The following is a 21,756-nucleotide window of genomic DNA, read 5'->3' on the forward strand; positions in this document are numbered from 1 at the left end:
ACCTTCGAGGAACACCCAAAGAGAACACCCGACAATGGGGTACTATGCTGGTGATTGGGGGAAAAGCGGCGTCAATCCCGGAGGATCAGCCGACATCCAGAAGTTGCAGCGCCTCGTCGCGCTGCATCAGCCACAGCAGCACGGTCAGCGCCCGGCCGCGATCGGTCAGCGGCGCGAATCCGGTTTCCAGCGCGGCGCGCGCCTCCCGCTGGGCCAGGGTCATCAGACCGGCCTGATGTTCCAGATCCGCCACGCGGAAGCGCGGCAGACCGGACTGCGCCCGGCCGATCACGTCGCCCACGCCACGCATCGCCATGTCCTCTTCGGCCAGGCGGAACCCGTCCTCGGTCTCGCGCATCAGGGTCAGCCGCCGCTCGGCCGGGCCGGTCAGCGGCGCCTGGTAGAGCAGCAGGCAGGTCGAGGCGGCAGAGCCACGCCCCACCCGGCCGCGCAGCTGGTGGAGCTGCGCCAGGCCGAAGGTGTCAGCCCGTTCGATCACCATGATCGAGGCATTGGGCACATCGACCCCGACCTCGATCACCGTGGTGGCGACCAGGACCGGCAGCTCGCCCGAGGAAAAGCGCGCCATCACGGCATCCTTCTCGGCGGGCGGCATCTGGCCATGGACCAGCCCGACCTTGGCCGCGCCAAGGGCGGCCGCCAGATGGCGGGCCCGCGCCTCGGCGGCGGTCAGATCCAGCGTCTCGTTCTCCTCGACCAGCGGACAGACCCAATAGGCCTGCCGCCCCTCGCCGATGGCGCGTGCCAGATGGGCGACCACCTCGTCGAGCCGGTCGGTCGGCATCACCGCGGTGCGGATCGGCTTGCGCCCGGGGGGCTTCTCGTCGAGCACGGAGAGGTCGAGATCGCCATATTGCGCCAGCGCCAGCGAGCGCGGGATCGGCGTCGCGGTCATCACCAGCATGTCGGTCTTCGGCCCCTTGCGCGCCAGCTCCTGCCGCTGGGCGACGCCGAAGCGGTGCTGCTCGTCGATCACCGCCAGGCGCAAATCGGCGAAGGCGACATCCGCCTGGAAGAGCGCATGGGTGCCGACCACGATCCCGGCCTCGCCACTGGCAATCCGCGCCAGCTTGGCCGCGCGCGCCTGGCCGGTATCGCGCCCGGTCAGCAGCTCCATCTGCACGCCCGCCGCTTCGGCCAGCGGCGCGAGCCCGGCCAGGTGCTGGCGGGCGAGGATTTCGGTCGGGGCCATCATCGCGCCCTGCCCGCCGGCCTCGACCGCCTGCAGCAGCGCCAGCATCGCGACCAGCGTCTTGCCCGCGCCGACATCGCCCTGCAGGAGCCGCGACATCCGCGTCTCGCCTGCCATGTCCGCAGAGATCTCGGCCGCGGCCCGGGCTTGCGCCCCGGTCGGCTCGAAAGGCAGCGATGCCAGCACCTTGTTCCGCAGATGCCCGTCGCCCTGAGTGGCCCGCCCGCCACGGCGGCGCTCGCGCTGGCGGGCGATGGCCAGGGTCAGCTGATGGGCGAGAAGCTCGTCATAGGCCAGCCGCGCCCGCGCAGGGGCGTCGCGGCCGAGATCGGACAGCGCCTCGGGATGATGCGCCTGTCGAAGCGCCTCGCGCCAGGACGGCCAGCCCTTCTGCGCCAGGAGATGCGGGTCGATCCATTCCTCCAGATCGGGCGCGAGCTCCAGCGCCGCCTCCACCGCCTTGCGCATGCCCTTTGCCGTCAGCCCGGCCGCCAGCGGATAGACCGGCTCGAATTCCGGTAGCGTTCCGGCCTCCTCGGGGGCCAGGATGTAGTCGGGATGCGCCATCTGCGGATGGCCGTCGAAATGCTCCACCCGGCCCGAGACGATGCGGCGCGCGCCCACCGGCAGGTTGCGTTCCAGCCAGGGCGTGCGGGCGTGGAAGAAGACCAGCGGGAAGCGCGTGCCTTCGTCCTCGACCAGCACGCGGTAGGGCCGCCCCTTCCGCACCGGCGCGTCATGCGAGAGGACCTGCACCTCCACCGTGCCGACCGCCGGGGCGGCGATCTCGGTGACCGTGCGCTTCAGCCGCCGGTCGATGACGCCGTGGGGCAGCGTGAAGAGGAGGTCGCGCGGCCGCTCGACGCCCAGCCCGGCCATGGCCTGCGCCCCCTTGGGACCGATGCCCGGCAGCCTGGTCAGCTCCGCGAAGAGCGGGAAGAGGATCTCGGGACGGGGCATCGGCGCGGCCTCAAGCCGAAACCAGCGCGATCCAGCCATCCTCGTCGATGGTCTCGATCCCGAGCTCGGCCGCCTTGGCGCCCTTCGATCCCGCCCCCGGCCCGGCCACGACCAGATCGGTCTTCTTCGAGACCGAGCCCGAGACCTTGGCGCCGAGCGCTTCGGCCCGGGCCTTGGCCTCGGCACGGGTCATCTTCTCCAGCGAGCCGGTGAAGACCACCGTCTTGCCCTCGATCGGACTGCCGGAGCTTTTCGGCCGCTCCACCGCCTGGATGTCGAGCTCGGCGGCCAGCCGGTCGATCGAGGCGCGCTCCGCCTCCTGGGCGAAGGCCGAGACCAGCGAGACGGCGACCGTCGCGCCGATGCCGTCGATGCCGACCAGGTCCTCCCAGGCGGCGCGGCTCTCGGCCGGGATCTCCGGCGCCTGGTCCCAGATGCGGGTGCGCGTCGCGGTGATCTCCGCCCGGCGCCCGGCATCCTTCGCGGCGCGGCGCTCCTCCTCGATGGCGGCCTCGGCCTCCTGGTGGCGCAGCTCCGCCGGACGGGCCAGGTCCACGGCGCGCAGAAGCGCCTCCCAGCTGCCGAAATGCAGCGCCAGGTCGCGCGCGGCCACCTCGCCGACATGGCGGATGCCGAGGCCGAAGATCACCCGGTTCAGCTCGATCCGCCGACGTTCGTCGATCGCGTCGAGCAGGTTCTGCGCGGATTTCTCGCCCCAGCCCTTGATCTGCGCCAAGGGCTTGCCCGCCAGATGGCGGATCGCGGCGGCGACATGGTCCGGGTCGGTGTCGTCGACCGGCACGCCCGCGCCGCGCAGCATGTCCGAAAGCCATTCCAAGAGCTCGCGGCGGCGGTCCGGATCGCCCTCGGTCCGGGCGATGGCCTCGGCCGGGTCGCGCACCAGCCGGTCCGAGGCGGCGTCGCGTTCGCGCAGCTTGAAGATGTCGGCGGGCTCGGCCATCCAGCACATCGCGTGGAAGAATTCGGCTTGTTTCGCGCCCAGCCCCTCGATGTCGAAGGCGGCGCGGGAGACGAAATGCTTCAGCTTCTCGACCGCCTGGGCCGGGCAGATCATGCCGCCGGTGCAGCGGCGCACCGCATCGCCCGGCTCGCGGATCGCGGCCGAGCCGCATTCCGGGCAGGTCTCGGGGAAGGCATAGGGCACGGCCTCGGCCGGGCGCTTCTCCAGATCGGCATCGGCGATTTTCGGGATCACGTCGCCGGCGCGGTAGACCTGCACCCAGTCGCCGATGCGGATGTCCTTGCCGCCGCGGATCTCTCCGCCCGCAGCGTCGCGCCCGGCGATGTAGTCCTCGTTGTGCAGCGTGGCGTTCGAGACGACGACGCCGCCGACGGTCACCGGCTGCAGCCGCGCGACCGGCGACAGCGCGCCGGTGCGGCCCACCTGGATGTCGATCGCCTCGAGCCGGGTCCAGGCAAGCTCTGCGGGGAACTTGTGCGCGATGGCCCAGCGGGGCGTGGTCGAGCGCAGCCCCAGCCGCTGCTGCAGCGCGAGGTCGTCGACCTTGTAGACGACGCCGTCGATGTCGTAATTGAGCGTCGCCCGCGCCTGCTCGATCCCGCGGTAATGCGCGACCAGGTCGCCGACGGTCTCGCAGCGGCTGGTCAGCGGGTTGGTCTGGAAGCCGAGCTCGGCGAGGCGCGCGATGGCGCCGGACTGGGTTTCTGCCAGCGGCGCGGAAAGCTCCCCCCAAGCATAGGCGAAGAAGCGCAGCGGCCGCTGGGCGGTGATCGCCGGGTCGAGCTGGCGCAGCGAGCCGGCCGCGGCGTTGCGGGGATTGGCGAAGGTCTTGCCGCCCTGCTCCGCCTGGCGCTCGTTCAGCGCGGCGAAGTCGTCCTTGTCCATGTAGACCTCGCCGCGGACCTCGAGGATCGCGGGGGCGCCGTCGAGCTCCCGCGGGATGTCGGCGATCTGGCGGGCATTGGCGGTGACATTCTCGCCCTCTGCCCCGTCGCCGCGGGTCGCGGCCTGGACCAGCCGGCCGTCCTCGTAGCGCAGCGACAGCGACAGGCCGTCGATCTTGGGCTCGGCCGTGAAGGTCAGCGGCGCGTCCGCGGCGATGCCCAGATAGCGGCGGATCCCGAGATCGAACTCGGCGACATCCTCGTCGGAGAAGGCATTGGCCAGCGACATCATCCGCTGCGCGTGGCGGACCTTGGCAAAGCCCGACTCGACCGGCGCGCCGACGCGCCGGGAGACCGATTCTGCGGAAACGAGCTGCGGGAAGGCTTCTTCGAGCGACAGCGCGCGGCGCTTCAGGCGGTCGTATTCCGCGTCGCTCAGGAAGGGGTCGTCCTGGTTGTGATAGGCTTCATCCGCCCGGGCCAGTTCGGCCGAGAGCTTCTCCAGCTCGGCCGCGGCCTCTTCGGACGTCATCTCTGCGGGAACAGGCTCTGATCCGGACACGGGCACCCTCGCTTGTCGCACCTCACTCCTGCGGGTGATAGGTGCCTTGGGCGCCGCCGTCCAGAAGGTTCAGGCGCCGAGGGCGATCGGCGGCTCGGCCAGTTTCGGCTCCGGATCGCGCAGGACATAGCCACGGCCCCAGACCGTCTCGATGTAGTTCTCGCCGCCGGTTGCCTGGCTCAGCTTCTTGCGCAGCTTGCAGATGAAGACGTCGATGATCTTCAGCTCGGGCTCGTCCATGCCGCCATAGAGGTGGTTGAGGAACATCTCCTTGGTCAGCGTCGTGCCCTTGCGCAGCGAGAGCAGCTCCAGCATCTGGTATTCCTTGCCGGTCAGGTGCACGGGCTGTCCGCCCGCCTCCACCGTCTTGGCGTCCAGGTTGACCGAGATCTTGCCGGTGCGGATGATCGACTGCGAATGGCCCTTCGAGCGGCGGATGATGGCATGGATGCGCGCGACCAGCTCCTCGCGGTGGAAAGGCTTGGTCAGGTAGTCATCGGCGCCGAAACCGAATCCCTTGATCTTGTTTTCGGTATCGTCGGCGCCGGTGAGGATCAGGATCGGGGTGTCGATCTTCGCCAGGCGCAGCTGGCGCAGCACGTCGAGGCCGTTCATGTCGGGCAGGTTCAGATCCAGGAGGATGAGATCGTAATCGTAGAGCTTGGCAAGGTCGATTCCCTCCTCGCCGAGATCGGTGCAATACACGTTCAGATTGGCATGGGTCAGCATCAGCTCGATGCTTTTCGAAGTTGTCGGGTCATCCTCGACGAGCAGAACGCGCATCTTTCTCTCTCCGCTGGAAGTCGTTTCACGACGTTAACGTGAACAATAGAGGTTAATCACACGTTACCGCGGACATGATACCGCTGTTAACAACTTAAAGTTGACGATACTTTTGTAAAGAGGTTGTCTTCAAAGCCGCCTCTCCGTGAGCCTTGACCGCATTCTGCCACGATTCGAGCTCTTCTTCGGAAAGTCCGTACATTTTCAGCGCTTCTTCGCGGGTGATCAGCCCGTGATCCACGGCCCGCACCACCACTGCCTTGCGGCTGGCGACCCATCGCCTCGTGTCTCTTGGCGGCAGGTCCGCCCGGCTCAAAGTTCCGCCGCCTGGAAGATTGACGATGCGCGGCCCCTCGACTTTGCGTATATACATGGTCTGTCCCCTCAATGCCCCACGGCGGTCATTTCGGCGTGAGGGGCCTAAGATCATGTAAAACTCGTTCTTGTAAGTGCATGGGATTTGGCTATAATCCCCGGCTTTCCCGGAACACGGTAAACGGACCAGATGACCCAAGAGCTGAATTCCCTCGGCTTCGCAAAGCCGCCCGCGGAAACGCGCGTGCTCGTCGCCATGTCCGGCGGCGTGGACAGCTCCGTCGTGGCAGCGCTCCTGCATGAGCAGGGCTATGACGTGATCGGCGTCACGCTGCAGCTCTACGACCACGGCGCTGCGCTTGCGAAGAAGGGCGCCTGCTGTGCCGGGCGCGACATCCACGACGCCCGCCGGGTGGCCGAGGACCTGGGCTTCCCGCATTACGTCCTCGACTACGAGAACATCTTCAAGGACGCGGTGATCGACGAATTCGCCGACAGCTACCTGGCGGGCGCGACCCCGGTGCCCTGCATCCGCTGCAACGAGCGGGTGAAGTTCCGCGACCTGCTGGAGACCGCGAAGGATCTGGAGGCCGACTGCATGGCGACCGGCCACTACATCCAGCGCATGCAGGGCGATCACGGGCCCGAGCTGCATGCCGGGGCCGATCCGCAGCGCGACCAGAGCTATTTCCTGTTCTCGACCACGCCGGGGCAGCTCGACTACCTGCGCTTCCCGCTTGGGCATCTGAGCTCCAAGGCCGAGACCCGCGCGCTGGCGCAGAAATACGGGCTGATGGTGGCCGACAAGCCCGACAGCCAGGACATCTGCTTCGTGCCCGACGGCAACTACGCGGCGGTGATCGAGAAGCTGCGGCCGAATGCGGCCGATCCCGGCGAAATCGTCGACATGCAGGGCAATGTCCTGGGCACCCATCGCGGCGTGATCCACTACACGATCGGCCAGCGCCGGGGCCTGGGCATCGGCGGGCTCGACACGCCGCTCTATGTGGTGAAGCTCGATCCGGACGCGCGCCAGGTCGTGGTCGGCCCGAAGGACGCGCTGGCCACCCGCCGTGTGCCGATCCGCGAGCTGAACTGGCTGGGCGACGGCAAGATCACCGACCGCGCGGAATGGGAGGTCTCGGCCAAGGTCCGCTCCACCCGTCCGCCCCGCCCGGCGATCCTGCGCGCGATCAGCGAGACCGAGGCCGAGGTCGAGCTGCTGACGCCCGAGGAAGGCGTAAGCCCCGGCCAGGCCTGCGTGCTCTACCAGCCGGACAGCTCGCGCGTGCTCGGCGGCGGCTGGATCTGGCGCGGCAACTGAGCCAAAGGCTCCGCGGCGGCCCGTCCGCCCGGAGTCGCCTCGGCGCGGGCACAGCGCCCCGCGGTGCAGGCAGCGCGCGAAAAAGCATATCGCAAGACTTTACCTGTATTCGCTAGCTGTAAGATTTTCTTATTATTTATGGAAAATATCGATTAACATGTTAACTTAATTCCTGGTGAAGCACTTTTTCCAGGAGTTCACTCATGCGTATCCTCCCGGCGCTTTCTGCCCTTGGGGCAGCCGCTGCGGCCCTGCCGGCAGACGCAGCAACGCTCAATGTCGCGACAGACGGGTCGTCCCGGTATGTCACTGAGGACGGCATTGCGAGCTACACCAGCAACGGCGCCAGCCTGGCAGGGGCAACCGTGACGGCCACTTTCGCCGACGGATCGTCGGAGAGCGCGGCCATCACGGCCTATGGCAGGAATACCGGTGCGATCTACGGCACGCTCTTCGAGCTGGTCGAAACCGGGACGTCCTACTCGAATCCCTTCGCGCTCTACAATGCCTCGGACTCCGCCCTGGTGTCGCTCGCCATCGACCTCGCCCCGGCCAGCTCGGTCTTCGATCTCGACTATGGCGGCGAGATCGGCACCGAGGGCTCCAACCTGGGCCGCACCGCCGTCGAGGCCTCGTCTTCGGGGTCCGAGGACGGCACCTCGCTGACCGGCGTGGTGGAGGCGACCTATTCCGGGCTCGTCAATGTCGCCGGAAGCGATCCGGTCGGCGATCTCTACACATCGCTTCTGATCGATCTCAGCGGCACGACGGATGGCGGGCTCGCCTCCGGCTCGGACTGGTATTTCATCGCCGATACCGACCAGCTGGCAACGGAAGGCGACCTTGCGCCGGTTGCCCCCGTGCCGCTGCCCGCGGGGCTGCTGCCCCTGGCCGCCGCCCTGTCGGGCCTGGCGCTGCTGCACCGCCGCAAGGCACGCGGCACCGCGCTCTGAGCCGGCGGGTCTAGAGGACCGTCCGCCCCAGCCCCGACAGGACCGCCCGCGCGGCCCTGAGCCCGGGCGGCGGCCCGCCGCGGCCGAGCCGCTCCATCGTCAGCCGGGCCGCCTGGCGCTGCGGCTCGGGATCGGCCAGCACCTGCAGCAGCGCATCCGCGATCCGCTCCGGCTGGCAGTTCTCCATCAGGAATTCCGGCACCACGCGGGTCTGCGAGACCAGGTTCACCAGCGTCACCGTGTCGATCAGCGCCATGCGCTTCATGATCCGGTTGGTCAGCCCGCTGAAGGTATAGGCGATCACCATCGGCGTATCGGCCGCGGCCAGCTCCAGGCTGACCGTGCCCGAAGCGGCCAGCGCCACATCGGCGGCGGCGAAGGCGGCGGCCTTCTCGGCCGGGCCGCTGCCCTCGGTCGGATCGAGGATCACCGGCTGGACCGGCCAGCCGTCCGAAAGCTCGCGCACCAGCCCCGCCACGGAGGCCGCCGCCGGAAGCACGAAGCGCGCGCGCGGCTGCGCCTCGGCGATGCGGGCCAGGGCCGGACCGAAGATCGGCGCCAGCCGCGCGACCTCGCCCCGGCGCGAGCCCGGCAGAACGAGGACCAGCGGCGCGTCGGGCGGAATGCCATGGCCGAGGCGGAAATCGCGCACCGCCTCCGGCCCGGGCTGCGGCTTGGCCGCGACCGGATGGCCGACGAAATCGCAGCGCATCCCCTCGGCCTCCATGTAGGGCGGCTCGAAGGGCAGCAGCGCCAGCACCTGGTCGATCATCTTCGCCATCTTGCGCGCCCGGCCCGGACGCCAGGCCCAGACCGAGGGGGCGACGTAATGGACCGTGCGGATATGCGGCGCCTTCGCCTTGACGAGCTTCGCCAGGCGCAGCGAGAAATCCGGCGCGTCGACCGTCACCAGCGCGTCCGGACGGGTGCGGATGACATGCTCCGCCGTCTGGTGCAGCCGCCGCCTGAGATCGAGATAGCGCGGCACCACCTCGGCAAGGCCCATGACGCTGAGCTCGTCCATCGGAAAGAGGCTCGGCACGCCCTCGGCCTGCATCCGCGGCCCGGCGACGCCGTCGAATTCGATTCCGGGCGCAAGCTCGCGCAGCCCGGCGGCCAGTTCGGCGCCCAGCACGTCGCCCGAGGGCTCTCCGGCCAGCAGGAAGAGGCGCGGCGGCCTGGCCGTCGTCACGTCGCCCATATGCAGATTCCCTTTTCTTCCGCCATCCGCACCGCGTTCGGCGCGTCGAGGATCATCACCCGGCCCGCCTCGAGGCAGATGCCGTCGAGCCCCGCCGCCGCGGCCCCCGCCACCGTGGCCGGGCCGATCACCGGCATGTCGGCGCGCATCTCCTGCCCCGGCTTCGAGACCTTGACGAAGGTGCCGCCGGTCTCCGGGCGCCGCTCGGGACGGTGGCGCGCCACGTCCGACAGGAGCGCGTCGGTGCCGTAGATCGCCTCGATCCCGAGGCAGAGCCCGCGCGCCACGACGCAGGCCTGGGCGACATCCTCGGGGCCGATCGCCGCCAGGATGGCGCGGCCGCGCGCGGCATCGCCCTTCTGGGCGCGGCTCGGTCCCTCGCGGGTCATCGGCCCGGGCGGGACGACCAGATCGGCAAGGAATTCATGCGCCCCGCGGATGCGGAATCCGTTCTCCTCGAAGATCGCGATCACCAGCCGCAGGAGCGCGTCGTCGCCCGCGCGCAGGCCGCGGAAGATCCGCGGCACCAGCGCCAGGGTCTTCAGGTCGAAGCACCGCGGATCGAAGGCGGGACGGTGGAGGATCCCGGCCATCGCGACCTCTTCCACGCCCGCGCGGCGCAGGTCGCGGAACAGCCGCCCCAGCCGCTCCACGCGGAAGGTGACGACCGGATGGCCGCCCGGCACGCCGGAGGGATGGCCCTCCATCTCGGCCAGCACCACGCCGCGCCCCGACGCCGCCACGGCAGCCGCGAGCTCCACGGGGAGGCCGCCCTGCCCCGCGATGATCCCGAGCGGTCCCGCCACAGGATCAGCGCGGCGTCAGGAACGAGCGGTCGGTCTGACCGAGGATGAAATCGACGATGTCCCGGACGTAGTCGCTGGAGGTCTCCTCGCCCAGCCTGCGGGCGCGGTCCATGAAGGCGCCCTCGCCCTGGGCGAGCATCTGGTAGGCGGCGCGCAGCGCGGTGATGTCCGAGCGCGCGACGCCCTTGCGCTTCAGCCCCACGAGGTTCAGCCCGTCGAGCTCGCCGCGCGGCGCCTGCACCAGGCCGTAGGGGATCACGTCATTGGTGACCATGGTCACCGCGCCGATAATCGCGCCCTTGCCGATCCGCACCCATTGGTGGATGCCCGAGAGCCCGCCGATGATGACGTCGTCGTCGATCCGGCAATGCCCGGCCAGCGCCGCCTGGTTCGCCATGATGACCCGGTCGCCGACATGGACGTCATGGCCGACATGGGCGCCGGTCATGAACAGGCAGTCGTCGCCGACCTTGGTCAGCCCGCCGCCGCCCTCGGTGCCGGTATTCATGGTGACGCCCTCGCGGATGCGGTTGCGCTTGCCCACGACCAGCCGCGTCTCCTCGCCCCGGAATTTCAGATCCTGCGGGATCTCGCCGATCACGGCGCCGGGGAAGACCACCGTCTCCTCGCCGACCTCGGTCATGCCGGTGACCACGGCATGGCTCTTGAGATGGACGCGCGGGCCGATCACCGCCTTCGGCCCGACCAGCGAGAAGGGCCCGACGATCGCGCCCTCGCCGATCCGGGCGCCGGGCTCGACCACGGCGGAGGGGTGGATCTGGGCTGTTTCGTGGATGCTCACCGGATCACTCCTTGGGAACGTCGATCATCGCCATGAACTCGCATTCGCAGGCGGTCTCGCCGTCCACGGAGGCTTCGCCCTTGAACTTCCACACCTTGCCGCCGCCGCGCAGCGCCTCGACCTTCAGCAGAAGCTGGTCGCCCGGCACCACCTTGCGGCGGAACTTGCACTTGTCGACGCCCATGAAATACACCAGCGCGTTCTTTCCGACCAGATCGAGCGACAGCCCCACCAGCACCGACGCCGTCTGCGCCAGCGCCTCGATCTGCATCACGCCCGGGAAGATCGGCGCCGCCGGGAAGTGCCCGGTGAATTGCGGCTCGTTCATGGTGACGTTCTTCAGGCCGATCGCCGATTTCGACGCCACGATGTCGCTGACGCGATCCACCAGCAGGAACGGGTAGCGATGCGGGATCACCTTCTGGATCAGGTCGATATCGGCGGTGGTCGGGGTCTCGGTCATGGTCGTCCTGTCTTGGCTGCGATGAGCGTGGCCTCCGGGTTAGCAAGCCGGCCGGTCCGGGGCAAGCGGCTCAGTCGCCGCTGCCGGAGGCGGCGCCGCCGTCGGGGACCGGGGTCTGGCGCAGCATGCGCGGCGTCGGGCGCAGCGCAGGGCTCGGCTCCGCAGGCCCGAAGGAGCTGGCGCCATTGCCGATCTCCTTGTCGAGCCGGGCCACGGCCTCGTCGGTGACATCCACCACGTCGAAGGCCATCAGCACCACGGTATTGTCGAGGATCACCAGCGCGCCGCGCTCCTGCGCGATCTCCGCCAGGATCGGCGCGGCGCGGCTGACGAAGTTCTGCCGCTCGGCCTCCAGGCGCTGCTGCAGCGCGCGGGCCTTGCGGTCCTGCTCCTGGCGCAGCTGCTGCACCTTCTCGTCGAAATCGGCGGCGAGCTTGGCGAAGTCGTCCGGCGGCGTCACCGGGCGCTTGTCGGTCAGCTCCTGCTCCTCGGAGGTCAGCTCCGCCTCGATGCGGCGGTTCTCCTGGGCCAGCGCGTTGCGGTCGCGCTCGAGATCGGCGACGATCCGCTTGCCGAGCGCGCTCTGGGTGAACATCGCGTCCTGGTTCAGCGTCAGCACCGGGCTGACCACGGTCCCGTCCGACGCCTGCGGCGCAGCGGCCGCTCCGGCCGCGGCCTGCGCGCCGGGCTGCTCTGCCGCGCCGGTCTCCCCGGCCTCCTGGGCGGAGGCCGCAGCGGCGGAGGCGCAGAGCGCCGCCGCCAGCAGGACGGCGCTAGAACGTCGTCGAGATCGAGAAGTCGAAGGTCTGCTCTTCGTCATAGTCTTCCTTCAGAAGCGCCCGCGTGAAGTCGAAGCGCAAGGGCCCCAGAGGCGTGGTCCAGAAGAGCGACGCGCCCAGGACCGCGCGCAGGTGGAAGCTGTCATCCACCTCGCCCGAGGTGCCCTCGGTATTGTCGAGGCCCCAGATGGAGCCGGTGTCGAAGAACACCCCGCCGCGGACGCCGTATTCCTCCGGCAGGCCGATCGGGAAGTCCATCTCGGTGCGCAGCGCGGCGTAGTAGTTGCCGCCGAGCGCGTCCTCGTTGGTCGCGGTCAGGTCGCGCGGGCCGAAGCCGTTGCGGTCGAAGCCGCGCACCCGGCGCCCGGCGCCGAAGCGGTCGATGATCCGCGTGTCCTTGCCGTTGAGCGCCGCGATCGCCCCGCCCTGCAGCTCGGCGCGCATGTTGAGGTCGGTGCCCATCATCTTGGTCTCGCCGCGCAGCGAGGCGGTGGTGCGGATGTATTCGCTGTCGCCGCCGAGCCCCGCCAGATCCTGGCTGAACTGGAAACGGATGCCGGCATCGGGGTTGAGGCCCACGCGCCGCGTGTCGAAGGTGTAGGTGTAGCCGATCGAGCTGGAGATCCGGTTGCCTTCCTCCTCCTGGAGGATGACCGAGCTGCCGTTGTCGTCGGCGTCGTCGTCATCGCCGGTATCGACGTCGTAGAGCTCTTCCTGCGCCAGGCGGTAGCGCAGGCTCAGGCGCGAATAGTCGCTGAGATTGAAGCCGACGGAGGGCTGCACGCCGATCTCGCGGGTGTTGTAGTCGGCGCTGTAGTTGTCGGTCGAGGAGTAGAACACCTCCATCGTGCCCGACACGTCGCGGCCGAGAAGCGCGGGCTCGGTGAAGCGCAGGGTGCCCGAGGCGTTGTCGGTCCCGGCGGCGATCGAGAAGGACAGCTGCTGGCCGCGGCCGAGGAAGTTCTGCTCGGACAGGTTGAACGTGCCGCCGAAGCCGTCGCCGACCGAGTAGTTGACGCCGAAGCCGATCTGGCCGGTCGGCTGCTCGTCCACGTTCACGTCGATGATGACCCGGTCGGGCGCGGTGCCCTCGCGCGGCGTCACATCGGCATTCGAGAAGAAGCCGAGCGCCCGGATCCGCGACGCGGCGTTGCGGATCTCGCGCGGGTTGAACGGGTCGCCCTCGACCGTGTCGAACTGGCGGCGGATGACGTCGTCGCGGGTCTGCGAGTTGCCCTCAATGTCGATCCGCTCGACGAAGATGCGCGGCCCGCGGGTCAGCGTGTAGGTCAGATCCAGCGTCTGGCTGGCGTTGTTGCGCTCGATCCGCGGGTCGACGCGGATGAAGTCGTAGCCGTCCATGATCGCCTTGCGCTCCAGCCGGGCGATGCCGTCATCGACGCGCAGCGGCGAGTAGAGCTGCCCCGGGCGGGTGCGGACGATCCTCTCGAAATCCTCGGCCTGGATCTCGGGCACCTCGGAGGCGATCTTGACCGAGTTGAAGCGGTACTGCTGGCCTTCGCGGACGTTGAAGGTGATGAAGAACGCGTTGCGCTCGCGCGAGAATTCGGTGGAGACCGAGGTCACCTCGAAATCGACGAAGCCGCGGGCGCGGTAGAAGTCGGTCAGCACCTGGCGGTCGTAGGCGATGCGGTCCTCGACATACTGGTCGCGGGCGACCAGCGCGCGGAACAGCCCGGCCTGCTTGGTGCCCAGCACGTTGCGCAGGCGGCGGTCGGTGAAGCTCTTGTTGCCGACGAAGGCGATGCGCTCGACCTCGACCACGGCGCTCTCGGTGACCTCGAAGACCACGTCGACGCGGTTCTGGCTGCGCGGGATGATGCGCGGGGTGACGACCGCGCCGAGCCGCCCGGCCTGGCGGTAGGCCTCGGCGATGGTGCGCGCGTCGTTCTCGGCCGTCGTGGGGCTGTAGACGCGGCGCGGCTGGGTGGTCAGCAGCGGCGTCAGCACGTCGTCGTCGAGACGGCGGTTGCCCTCGATCGAGATCTGGTTGACCGTCGGGAATTCCTTGACCGTGATGGTCAGCGTGCTGCCCGAGGTGTCGAACTCGACGCTCTCGAACAGGCCCGAGCCCATGATCCGCTGGTAGGCGGCATTGAGCTGCCCGGCGGTCAGCGGCGTGCCGGGCGCGATGCCTGCATAGGTCAGCACCGAGCTGTCATCCACCCGCAGGTTGCCGTCGACTTCGATCCGCGAAAAGCTCTGCCCTGCCGATTGCGCGAAGGCGCCGACCGGGAAGGTCGCCAGCGGCGCGGAAATGGCAAGCCAGGCTGCCGTGCTCATTGCCACACCGGTCCGAAGCCGGTTCCGCCTGTCCTTGTGCCGCGCCATGCCTAACCTCGACCGTTTTTTTCTTGCCTCGTCCCGTCCGTAGACCGAGACGGCCGGGTTGTCAAAACGGCTTGCGCCGCGGGCGGTGCCAATTTTCGCGTCTGTTGCCGCACCACCTGCATGAGGCAGGCGGATGCGGTGAATTGTTCAGCAGAAGAGGTCGTTGGAGATCGCGAAGACCATCATCCCGAGGATGAGCGTCAATCCGCCTGCCATCAGCGCCCGCAGCGCCCGGTCCGAGGGCGGACGGCCCGCAACCGCCTCGTAGCCGAAGAAGACCAGATGGCCGCCGTCAAGCACCGGGATCGGGAAGAGGTTCATCAGCCCGACCGCCGTGGAGAGCACGCCGAGGAACCAGATGAAGCTGGCCGGGCCCTGGCTGGCTGCCGCGCCCGAGGTCTCGGCGATGCCGATCGGCCCCGAGAGGTTGCACGACGAGATCGCGCCGGTGATCATGTGCCACAGGCCCGAAAGGCTCTGCTCGATGATGAACCAGACCTGCCCTGCCCCCATCACGATGGCGGCGAGAGGTCCGGGCATCTCGGTGACCGGCTCGAAGAAGAGCCCGCCGGTGACGCCGATCAGGTAGCGCGTCTCGAAGCCGCCATCGGCGGTCGGCATGTCGGTCTGGCGCGGCGCGAGCTCGACCGGGAAGCTGCGTCCGTCGCGCCAGATCCCCAGCTGCAGGGGCGCGCCCTGCGACTGGCTGACCGCGCTGCGCAGGTCGTCGAAGGACGAGATCGCCGTGCCCGCCACCGACAGGATGTAGTCGCCCGGCTCGATCCCGGCATCCATCGCCGCGGATTTCGGGCTGACCGAGGAGACCAGCGGCGGATAGGGGAAAGGCCCCCGCGCCTCGACCTGGCTGCCGTCGCGCAGCACCGTGTAGTCGAGCACCGGCGCCCGCGGCAGCGTCGAGACGAAGCTGTCGAACCCGGCCAGCTCGGGCACCGCGGCGCCGTTGATCTCCAGCAGCTCGTCGCCCGGCTCCAGGCTCTGGACCTGGGGCGGCAGCGGCCGCAGCGTGTCGATGGTCAGCGGATCGCTGGCCTGGCCCTGCCACAGGATCACCCCGGTGAAGAGCGCGATCGACAGCAGGAAGTTGAAGACCGGCCCGGCCGCGACCGTCGCCGCCCGCGCCCAGAGCGGCGCGGCATGCATGGTCTTCCGCAGCGTCTCGGCATCCATCGCCTCCATCGCGCCGTCCTTGCCGGCGCTGGCGGGATCGGCATCGCCGAGGAATTTCACGTAGCCGCCGAGCGGCAGCGCCGAGATCTGCCAGAGCGTCCCGCGCCGGTCGCGCCAGGAGGCGAGCCGCGGGCCGAAGCCCAGGCTGAACACCTCGGCATGGATCCCCGACCAGCGGCCGACGATGTAGTGCCCGTATTCATGGATCGCGACGATGACCGACAGGGCAACCACGAAGGCCGCGATGGTCCAGATGAGATTTCCGAATTGCGGGATAAGCCCGATCAGGTCCACGCCTTAGCCTTTCTAGTTCCGTGCCGCGTCACTGCGCGGCCGTGCCGAGCCGCAGCGCTGCGTCAGCGGTCTCCCGGGCAATCTGGTCCACGCGGCGCACCTCTTCAAGGGTGACGCCGCCCGCCAGCGCGCCGGACCCGGCCAAATCTTCGAGAACGCGCGACACCATGTCCGCCATTTCGGTGAAGCGGATGCGCCCGGCGATGAAATGGTCGAGCGCGCGTTCCTTGGCGCCGTTGAACGCCGCGCCATGCAGCCCGCCCGCCTGCATCACCTCGCGCGCCAGCCGCAGCGCCGGATAGCGCGTCTCGCAGGCCGGGCGGAAGCTCAGGCTGCCGAGCTTGACGAAATCCAGCCGCTCGACCGGCAGCGGCCGCCGCTCGGGCCAGTGGAGCGCGTAGCCGATCGCGTGGCGCATGTCGGGCGCGCCCAGATGCGCGAGGATGCCGCCGTCGCTATGGGCCACCATCGCGTGGATGATGCTCTCGGGATGGACGACCGCCTCGATCTTCTCCGGGGCGATGCCGAAGAATTCCTTCGTCTCGATCAGCTCCAGCGCCTTGTTGAACATCGAGGCGCTGTCGATGGTGATGCGCTGGCCCATGTCCCAGTTCGGGTGGCTCGAGGCCTCCGCCAGCGTCGCCTCGGCCAGCCGCTCCAGCGGCCAGTCGCGGAAGGCGCCGCCCGAGGCAGTGATGATCACCCGCTCGACGCTGTCGAGCCCCTCGCCCGCCAGCGCCTGGAAGACCGCCGAATGCTCGCTGTCGACCGGCAGGATGGTGGCGCCGTGGCGCCGCGCAGTCTCGAGCAGAAGGGGCCCGGCGCAGACCAGGCTCTCCTTGTTGGCCAGCGCCAGCGTCGTGCCGTGGCGCAGCGCGCGCAGCCCCGGCGGCAGCCCTGCGGCGCCGATGATCGCCGACATGATCCAGTCGGCGGGCCGGTCCGCGGCCTCGAGCAGCGCCTCCGACCCGGCCGCGGCCGCGACGCCGCTGCCCTCGAGCGCGGCGCGCAGCTCGGCCAGGCGCTCGGGATAGGCGGTGACGGCGATCTCGGGACGGAATTCGCGCGCCAGCCGGGCGAGCTTGGCGATATTGCCGCCGCCGGTCAGCGCGACCACGCGGTAGCCGTCGCGGTCGCGGCGGATCAGGTCGAGCGTGCTGTCGCCGATCGAGCCGGTCGCGCCGAAGATGGAGACCCTGCGCATCGCTCAGCCCCAGGGAGAGGGCGGGAAGCCCACCACCTGCTCGACCATCAGGAAGAGGACGGTGGCGCCCAGCATGCCGTCGAAGCGGTCGAAGAGCCCGCCATGGCCCGGGATCAGGTTGGAGCTGTCCTTGACCCCGGCGCGCCGCTTCAGCGCGCTCTCGGCGATGTCGCCGAGCTGGGAGGCCATGGAGAGGCCGATCGACAGGCCGATCACCTCGCTGCCGCCATGCAGCAGCGCAATCGCGCCCCAGCCGACGAGACCGGCGCCGATCCAGCCCGCCACCGTGCCGGACCAGGTCTTCTTCGGGCTGATCTTCGGCCAGAATTTCGGCCCGCCGATCAGCCGGCCGGCGAAATAGCCGCAGACATCCGTGACCACGACGACGAGGATCAGCCAGGTCATCCAGGCCGCGCCGAAATCGCCGCGCACATGCACGAGCCCGAAGCCCGCCAGCAGCATCAGCACGGAGAAGATCGCGAAGGACATCTTGCGCAGCCCCGGCCGCGAGATGCCGACGAAGGCCGGCAGGATCAGGAAGGGCACGCCCCAGCCCTCGGGCAGGAGCATCGCGAAGAGGCAGGAGACGCCGGCCACCGCCGCCAGCAGCACCGGCTCGCGCGAGCCGCACATCCGCGCCAGTTCCCAGACCATCAGCCCGACCGCCGCGGCCACGGCCACGGCCAGCACGACGCCGCCAATGGCGACGACGGCGATGCCGGTCCCGGCCATCACCACGGCCGAGATCGTCCTCGGCCCCAGATCGGTGAGCTTCGAGCCCGGCCGCGGCGCGGCCGGCTCCGTCATGTCAGCACAGCGCCGAAGCGGCGCTCTCGCGAGCCGAAATTCGCCAGGATCCGCGCCAGCTCGTTGCGGCCGAAATCGGGCCAGTAGACCGGCGTGAACTCGAATTCGGAATAGGCCGACTGCCAGAGCAGGAAATTCGAGATCCGCGTCTCGCCCGAGGTGCGGATCACCAGGTCGGGATCCGGCAGGTCGGCGGTATCGAGATAGGGCCGCAGGCTGTCGGCGTCGAGATTGGCCTCGGGCAGCTTGCCCGAGGCGACATCGGCCGCCATCCGCGCCGCCGCGCGGCTGAGCTCGTCGCGGGCGCCGTAGTTCAGCGCCACGGTCAGGTTCAGCGTCTCGTTGCGCGCCGTCGCCTGCTCCAGCTCGCCCATCATGCGGCGCAGCTTGGAATTGAGCGGGCGGCGGTCGCCGATGAAGCGCACGCGCACGCCCTGGCGCACCAGCTCTGCAGTCTCGGACCGGATGAACTGCCGGAACAGCGCCATCAGCCCGGCCACCTCGGAGGGCGCGCGCTTCCAGTTCTCGGTCGAGAAGGCATAGAGCGTCAGATAGCGGACCCCGTAATCCGGGCAGGCCTCGACCACCTCGCGCACGCGGCGCGCGCCTATCTTGTGCCCGTGAAGCCGCGGCTTCCCCCGGCCCTTGGCCCAGCGGCCGTTGCCGTCCATGATGATGGCGACATGTGCCGCGGGGGAAGCTGAGGAATCTTTTGCCGCCAATGTATCCTCGTGAGATGGCTGAACATACGCGCCGCTACCGGCAATACAGACGCCCCCCAGCCTAAAATCGCGGGGAACGCCAGCAGATGAGGTTCACACCTGCATGATCTCAGCTTGCTTGGCTTCGAGCACCTTGTCCACATTCGCGATGGCGCCGTCGGTCAATTCCTGGATCTCGTCCGCCCAGATCTTCTGGTCGTCTTCGCTCATCCCGGCGGCTTTCGCCTTCTTGATCTGGTCCATCCCGTCGCGGCGCACATTGCGAATCGCGACGCGCGCATGCTCGGCATATTGCGCGGCGACGCGGGTCAGCTGGGTGCGGCGCTCTTCGTTCAGCTCGGGGATCGGCAGGCGGATGATGGTGCCGTCGACCACCGGGTTGATGCCCAGCCCGCTCTCGCGGATCGCCTTCTCGGCCTTGCCGACCAGCGACTTGTCCCAGATGTTGATGGTCAGCATGCGCGGCTCGGGCACGTTCACCGTGCCGATCTGGTTGATCGGCGTGGAGGCGCCATAGGCATCGACATGGATCGGATCGACCATGGTGGCAGCGGCGCGGCCGGTGCGCAGCGACTGGAATTCGTGCCTCAGCGCGGTCATGGCACCGTCCATCCGCCGTTGCAGGTCGTCCAGGTCAATCTCTAGGTCGTCTTCGGTAGACATCAGCGAGCAGCCTCTTGTTTCTGTCCTTGCCGGCTCTGACCGTGGCATCGGGAACCGGGATTTCATTGGGGCGTGGCCGTCCGGGCAGCGGGGTCCGGCAGAAGTTTATACGCCTAACCATGCACTCTTGTATAGGTCCCCTCGCCCCGCAAGATGCCGCAGAACCCGCCCGGCTCGTCCAGCGAGAAGACGATGATCGGCTTGTTGTTGTCGCGTGCCAGCGCGATCGCCGAGGCGTCCATCACCTTGAGATTCTTGGCCAGGACCTCGTCATAGGTGACGCTGTCGTAGCGGCGCGCATCGGGGTTCTGGCGCGGGTCCTTGTCGTAGACGCCGTCGGTGCCGTTCTTGCCCATGAAGATCGCCTCGCAGCCCATTTCGTTGGCCCGCAGCGTCGCCGCCGTGTCGGTCGTGAAATAGGGGTTGCCGGTGCCCGCGGCGAAGATGCAGACGCGCTTCTTCTCCAGGTGGCGCACGGCGCGGCGGCGGATATAGGGCTCGGCCACCTCGTCCATCCGGATCGCGGTGATCACGCGGGTGTGGATGTTGTGCGCCTCCAGCGCGGACTGCATCGCCAGCGCGTTCATCACGGTGGCCAGCATCCCCATGTAATCGGCGGTTGTCCGCTCCATGCCCTGGGCGGAGCCCTGCAGGCCGCGGAAGATGTTGCCGCCGCCGATCACCATGCAGACCTCGACGCCGAGCGCGTGCACGCGCTGCACCTCGGAGGCGATCCGCTCCACCGTGGGCGGATTCAGGCCGAAGCCCGCGTCCCCCATCAGTGCTTCGCCGGAAATCTTCAGCAATACCCGCTTGAACGTCACCGGCGTCGCTGCTTTCTCGTCTCCCATGGCACAGTCTTCCTCGAACTCAAATTCTGCGTGGCCACTTAGTCCGAATCCGCGACGTGGCACAACCTCGCTCTGGCGCGCAGGGCGCCGCGCAGGGACCCGGCGGCATGTCTAGCCGCCTGCCCGACACCGATCCCGCAAAGGTTGTGCTGCTTTCGGGCTGCACCGCGTCCGGGAAATCCGCCCTCGCGCTCGATCTCGCCGAACGGCAGGGCCGCGAGGTGGTCAATGCCGACGCGCTGCAGGTCTATGACGGCTGGCGGATCCTCACCGCGCGCCCCTCGGATGACGAGCTTTTGCGGGCGCCCCACAGGCTTTACGGCCATGTCGGGCACCGCCGCGCCTATTCGGTCGGGGACTGGCTGCGCGATGTCGCGCCGCTGCTCGCGCGCCGTCCCGCCCCGGTGATTGTCGGCGGCACCGGGCTCTACTTCCAGGCGATGCTGAAGGGGCTGGCCGACATCCCCGCGACCGATCCCGGGGTGCGCGCGGAGGCCAATGCGCGGCTTGCCGCCGACGGGCTGGAGGCGATGGTCGCAGAGCTCGATCCGCAGACCGCCGGGCGCATCGACCTGCGCAATCCCGCCCGGGTGCAGCGCGCCTGGGAGGTCCGCCGCCAGACCGGCCGCGGCCTCGCCTCCTGGCAGGACGAGACCGGCCCGGCGCTGCTCCCGGCCGGGGAAGCCGCATTCTTCCGGGTGGAGATCGGCCGCGACACGCTGAACGCCCGGATCGACCGCCGCTTCGACGCGATGCTCGAGGCCGGCGGATGGGACGAAGCGCGGCGAATGGAGCCCGGCTGGGACCCCGATCTGCAATCCTCGCGCGCCATCGGCGCCCCAGAGCTCATTGCCGCGATAAGAGGCATGATGCCCGAAGCTGAGGCAGTTGACGCAGCCAAGCTGGCAACCCGCCAGTATGCCAAGCGCCAGAGGACGTGGATGCGCAGCAAGATGGCGGGCTGGGAACCGATTCCCGCCAAAAATTAGGAGTTTCTTTACCAGTTGGGCATGTTATCGCAGCCGGGAGGCCGTCTTCGCGGGTCGAGGCGATCCGGCCTTGGCCGAATCTGTCCCGGTTCTCTAGTATCCTGCTAAGTTGCGAGGGAGATCCCATGTTTGACGCGCAGTACAACGAAAACGTATCCCACCCGCTCATCGTGGTGCCGCTGTCCCAGCTGGCCCGGGCCGGCGGATTCGGGCTCGGCGCGGAACGCAGCTACATGGCGCCGGTCCTGTTCTGGATCGCCCATGGGCAGGGACGGCTGAGCGTCGACGGCGAACTGCGCGGCTTCACCGGCCATAACGCGATCTTCCTGCCCGCCAACCTGTCCCACGGGATCGAGATCTCGCCGCGCTGCCAGGGCACGGCGGTGTTCTTCGCCGAGAAATGCATGCTGCCCTTCCCGCAGCAGCAGCTGCATCTGCGGATGCAGGGCGTGCAGGTGCAGTCGGAGATGAACGCGCTGATCGAGGATCTGCGCCATGAATCCTCCAGCGACAGCCCCGACCGCGACCTGATGCTGTTCCACCGCGCGGCGCTGATGCTGCTCTGGCTCGCCCGCCAGACCGGCCGCCCCCATGTCCCGAGCGCGCAGGCCTCCGACATGCTGCGCGCCATCGCCCAGCCCAAGCGCTGAGCCCCCCTT

Annotated in this window: 20 protein-coding genes; 4 read left to right on the top strand and 16 right to left on the bottom strand. The window is 68.9% G+C overall.

From position 1 onward, the window contains the following. Positions 1 to 85: 85 nt before the first annotated feature. The 4 genes from recG to FGX59_RS05460 all read right to left on the bottom strand — a co-directional run bounded on the left by recG (position 86) and on the right by FGX59_RS05460 (position 5,757). On the bottom strand, positions 86 to 2,173 hold the full coding sequence (gene recG / locus FGX59_RS05445) for an ATP-dependent DNA helicase RecG (protein WP_138465507.1): 2,088 nt from the start codon (positions 2,171 to 2,173) through the stop codon (positions 86 to 88). A 10-nt stretch (positions 2,174 to 2,183) separates the two neighbouring features. Continuing rightward, on the bottom strand, positions 2,184 to 4,571 hold the full coding sequence (gene ligA, locus FGX59_RS05450; RefSeq protein WP_138465508.1) for an NAD-dependent DNA ligase LigA: 2,388 nt from the start codon (positions 4,569 to 4,571) through the stop codon (positions 2,184 to 2,186). A 99-nt stretch (positions 4,572 to 4,670) separates the two neighbouring features. Continuing rightward, complete coding sequence (ctrA, locus tag FGX59_RS05455; protein WP_138465509.1) at positions 4,671 to 5,384, bottom strand: response regulator transcription factor CtrA; 714 nt, start codon at positions 5,382 to 5,384, stop codon at positions 4,671 to 4,673. A gap of 94 nt (positions 5,385 to 5,478) precedes the next feature. Next, positions 5,479 to 5,757 (bottom strand): DUF1153 domain-containing protein, encoded by a 279-nt coding sequence (locus FGX59_RS05460; RefSeq protein WP_138465510.1) that lies wholly within the window; start codon positions 5,755 to 5,757, stop codon positions 5,479 to 5,481. Positions 5,758 to 5,889: 132 nt separating this feature from the next. Here FGX59_RS05460 and mnmA point away from each other — a divergent pair, with 132 nt between their 5' ends. Both mnmA and FGX59_RS05470 read left to right on the top strand, forming a co-directional pair. Then, positions 5,890 to 7,023, top strand: coding sequence for a tRNA 2-thiouridine(34) synthase MnmA (mnmA, locus tag FGX59_RS05465; protein WP_138465511.1), 1,134 nt, complete (start codon positions 5,890 to 5,892; stop codon positions 7,021 to 7,023). A gap of 365 nt (positions 7,024 to 7,388) precedes the next feature. Beyond that, positions 7,389 to 7,976: a hypothetical protein gene (locus FGX59_RS05470; RefSeq protein WP_138465512.1), complete on the top strand. Its 588-nt coding sequence runs from the start codon at positions 7,389 to 7,391 to the stop codon at positions 7,974 to 7,976. Between the two features lie 10 nt (positions 7,977 to 7,986). Here the strand turns inward: FGX59_RS05470 and lpxB are convergent, their stop codons facing one another. The 12 genes from lpxB to pyrH all read right to left on the bottom strand — a co-directional run bounded on the left by lpxB (position 7,987) and on the right by pyrH (position 20,108). Further along, positions 7,987 to 9,177, bottom strand: coding sequence for a lipid-A-disaccharide synthase (gene lpxB, locus FGX59_RS05475; protein WP_138465513.1), 1,191 nt, complete (start codon positions 9,175 to 9,177; stop codon positions 7,987 to 7,989). Beyond that, positions 9,165 to 9,983, bottom strand: coding sequence for an LpxI family protein (locus FGX59_RS05480; protein WP_255471540.1), 819 nt, complete (start codon positions 9,981 to 9,983; stop codon positions 9,165 to 9,167). The genes lpxB and FGX59_RS05480 overlap by 13 nt, the downstream gene beginning before the upstream one ends. Positions 9,984 to 9,987: 4 nt before the next feature. Further along, positions 9,988 to 10,785, bottom strand: a complete 798-nt coding sequence (gene lpxA, locus FGX59_RS05485) for an acyl-ACP--UDP-N-acetylglucosamine O-acyltransferase (protein WP_138465514.1) — start codon at positions 10,783 to 10,785, stop codon at positions 9,988 to 9,990. A gap of 4 nt (positions 10,786 to 10,789) precedes the next feature. Further along, positions 10,790 to 11,248 (bottom strand): 3-hydroxyacyl-ACP dehydratase FabZ, encoded by a 459-nt coding sequence (fabZ, locus tag FGX59_RS05490; RefSeq protein WP_138465515.1) that lies wholly within the window; start codon positions 11,246 to 11,248, stop codon positions 10,790 to 10,792. 70 nt (positions 11,249 to 11,318) lie between these two features. Continuing rightward, positions 11,319 to 12,068 carry an OmpH family outer membrane protein gene (locus FGX59_RS05495; protein WP_138465516.1) on the bottom strand — a complete coding sequence of 250 codons (750 nt, stop codon included), beginning with the start codon at positions 12,066 to 12,068 and terminating at the stop codon, positions 11,319 to 11,321. After that, positions 12,022 to 14,331 (bottom strand): outer membrane protein assembly factor BamA, encoded by a 2,310-nt coding sequence (bamA, locus tag FGX59_RS05500; RefSeq protein ID WP_240722255.1) that lies wholly within the window; start codon positions 14,329 to 14,331, stop codon positions 12,022 to 12,024. Before bamA ends, FGX59_RS05495 begins: the two co-directional genes overlap by 47 nt. 195 nt (positions 14,332 to 14,526) lie before the next feature. Then, positions 14,527 to 15,861, bottom strand: a complete 1,335-nt coding sequence (gene rseP / locus FGX59_RS05505; RefSeq protein WP_138465518.1) for an RIP metalloprotease RseP — start codon at positions 15,859 to 15,861, stop codon at positions 14,527 to 14,529. Positions 15,862 to 15,889: 28 nt separating this feature from the next. Beyond that, positions 15,890 to 17,065 (bottom strand): 1-deoxy-D-xylulose-5-phosphate reductoisomerase, encoded by a 1,176-nt coding sequence (gene dxr / locus FGX59_RS05510; RefSeq protein WP_138465519.1) that lies wholly within the window; start codon positions 17,063 to 17,065, stop codon positions 15,890 to 15,892. Between the two features lie 3 nt (positions 17,066 to 17,068). Beyond that, entirely contained in the window at positions 17,069 to 17,872 is an 804-nt protein-coding gene (locus FGX59_RS05515) for a phosphatidate cytidylyltransferase (RefSeq protein WP_138465520.1), read from the bottom strand. Next, positions 17,869 to 18,594, bottom strand: coding sequence for a polyprenyl diphosphate synthase (uppS, locus tag FGX59_RS05520; protein ID WP_255471541.1), 726 nt, complete (start codon positions 18,592 to 18,594; stop codon positions 17,869 to 17,871). The genes FGX59_RS05515 and uppS overlap by 4 nt, the downstream gene beginning before the upstream one ends. A gap of 93 nt (positions 18,595 to 18,687) precedes the next feature. Further along, on the bottom strand, positions 18,688 to 19,257 hold the full coding sequence (gene frr, locus FGX59_RS05525) for a ribosome recycling factor (protein WP_138465521.1): 570 nt from the start codon (positions 19,255 to 19,257) through the stop codon (positions 18,688 to 18,690). 113 nt (positions 19,258 to 19,370) lie between these two features. Then, the gene (gene pyrH, locus FGX59_RS05530; RefSeq protein WP_138465522.1) at positions 19,371 to 20,108 is read right to left on the bottom strand and encodes a UMP kinase; all 738 of its coding nucleotides are present in this window, start codon (positions 20,106 to 20,108) and stop codon (positions 19,371 to 19,373) included. Between the two features lie 107 nt (positions 20,109 to 20,215). On the opposite strand from pyrH, the gene miaA reads away from it, so the two are divergent. Together miaA and FGX59_RS05540 are read left to right on the top strand one after the other, a co-directional pair. After that, the gene (gene miaA / locus FGX59_RS05535; RefSeq protein ID WP_138465523.1) at positions 20,216 to 21,097 is read left to right on the top strand and encodes a tRNA (adenosine(37)-N6)-dimethylallyltransferase MiaA; all 882 of its coding nucleotides are present in this window, start codon (positions 20,216 to 20,218) and stop codon (positions 21,095 to 21,097) included. 125 nt (positions 21,098 to 21,222) lie between these two features. Next, a complete protein-coding gene (locus FGX59_RS05540) occupies positions 21,223 to 21,747 on the top strand; it encodes a hypothetical protein (RefSeq protein WP_138465524.1) in 525 nt (174 codons plus the stop codon). The last annotated feature ends 9 nt before the right edge of the window (positions 21,748 to 21,756 follow it).

The organism is Poseidonocella sp. HB161398 (genome assembly GCF_005870025.1).
Lineage (GTDB): Bacteria > Pseudomonadota > Alphaproteobacteria > Rhodobacterales > Rhodobacteraceae > Mangrovicoccus.

Excerpts from the sequence above, each read along its gene's own strand:
- recG (WP_138465507.1), bottom strand. The coding sequence starts at position 2,173 with ATGCCCCGTCCCGAGATCCTCTTCCCGCTCTTCGCGGAGCTGACCAGG.
- ligA (WP_138465508.1), bottom strand. The coding sequence starts at position 4,571 with ATGACGTCCGAAGAGGCCGCGGCCGAGCTGGAGAAGCTCTCGGCCGAA.
- ctrA (WP_138465509.1), bottom strand. The coding sequence starts at position 5,384 with ATGCGCGTTCTGCTCGTCGAGGATGACCCGACAACTTCGAAAAGCATC.
- FGX59_RS05460 (WP_138465510.1), bottom strand. The coding sequence starts at position 5,757 with ATGTATATACGCAAAGTCGAGGGGCCGCGCATCGTCAATCTTCCAGGC.
- mnmA (WP_138465511.1), top strand. The coding sequence starts at position 5,890 with ATGACCCAAGAGCTGAATTCCCTCGGCTTCGCAAAGCCGCCCGCGGAA.
- lpxB (WP_138465513.1), bottom strand. The coding sequence starts at position 9,177 with ATGGGCGACGTGACGACGGCCAGGCCGCCGCGCCTCTTCCTGCTGGCC.
- fabZ (WP_138465515.1), bottom strand. The coding sequence starts at position 11,248 with ATGACCGAGACCCCGACCACCGCCGATATCGACCTGATCCAGAAGGTG.
- FGX59_RS05495 (WP_138465516.1), bottom strand. The coding sequence starts at position 12,068 with ATGACGAAGAGCAGACCTTCGACTTCTCGATCTCGACGACGTTCTAGC.
- bamA (WP_240722255.1), bottom strand. The coding sequence starts at position 14,331 with ATGAGCACGGCAGCCTGGCTTGCCATTTCCGCGCCGCTGGCGACCTTC.
- dxr (WP_138465519.1), bottom strand. The coding sequence starts at position 17,065 with ATGCGCAGGGTCTCCATCTTCGGCGCGACCGGCTCGATCGGCGACAGC.
- FGX59_RS05515 (WP_138465520.1), bottom strand. The coding sequence starts at position 17,872 with ATGACGGAGCCGGCCGCGCCGCGGCCGGGCTCGAAGCTCACCGATCTG.
- frr (WP_138465521.1), bottom strand. The coding sequence starts at position 19,257 with ATGTCTACCGAAGACGACCTAGAGATTGACCTGGACGACCTGCAACGG.
- pyrH (WP_138465522.1), bottom strand. The coding sequence starts at position 20,108 with ATGGGAGACGAGAAAGCAGCGACGCCGGTGACGTTCAAGCGGGTATTG.
- miaA (WP_138465523.1), top strand. The coding sequence starts at position 20,216 with ATGTCTAGCCGCCTGCCCGACACCGATCCCGCAAAGGTTGTGCTGCTT.
- FGX59_RS05540 (WP_138465524.1), top strand. The coding sequence starts at position 21,223 with ATGTTTGACGCGCAGTACAACGAAAACGTATCCCACCCGCTCATCGTG.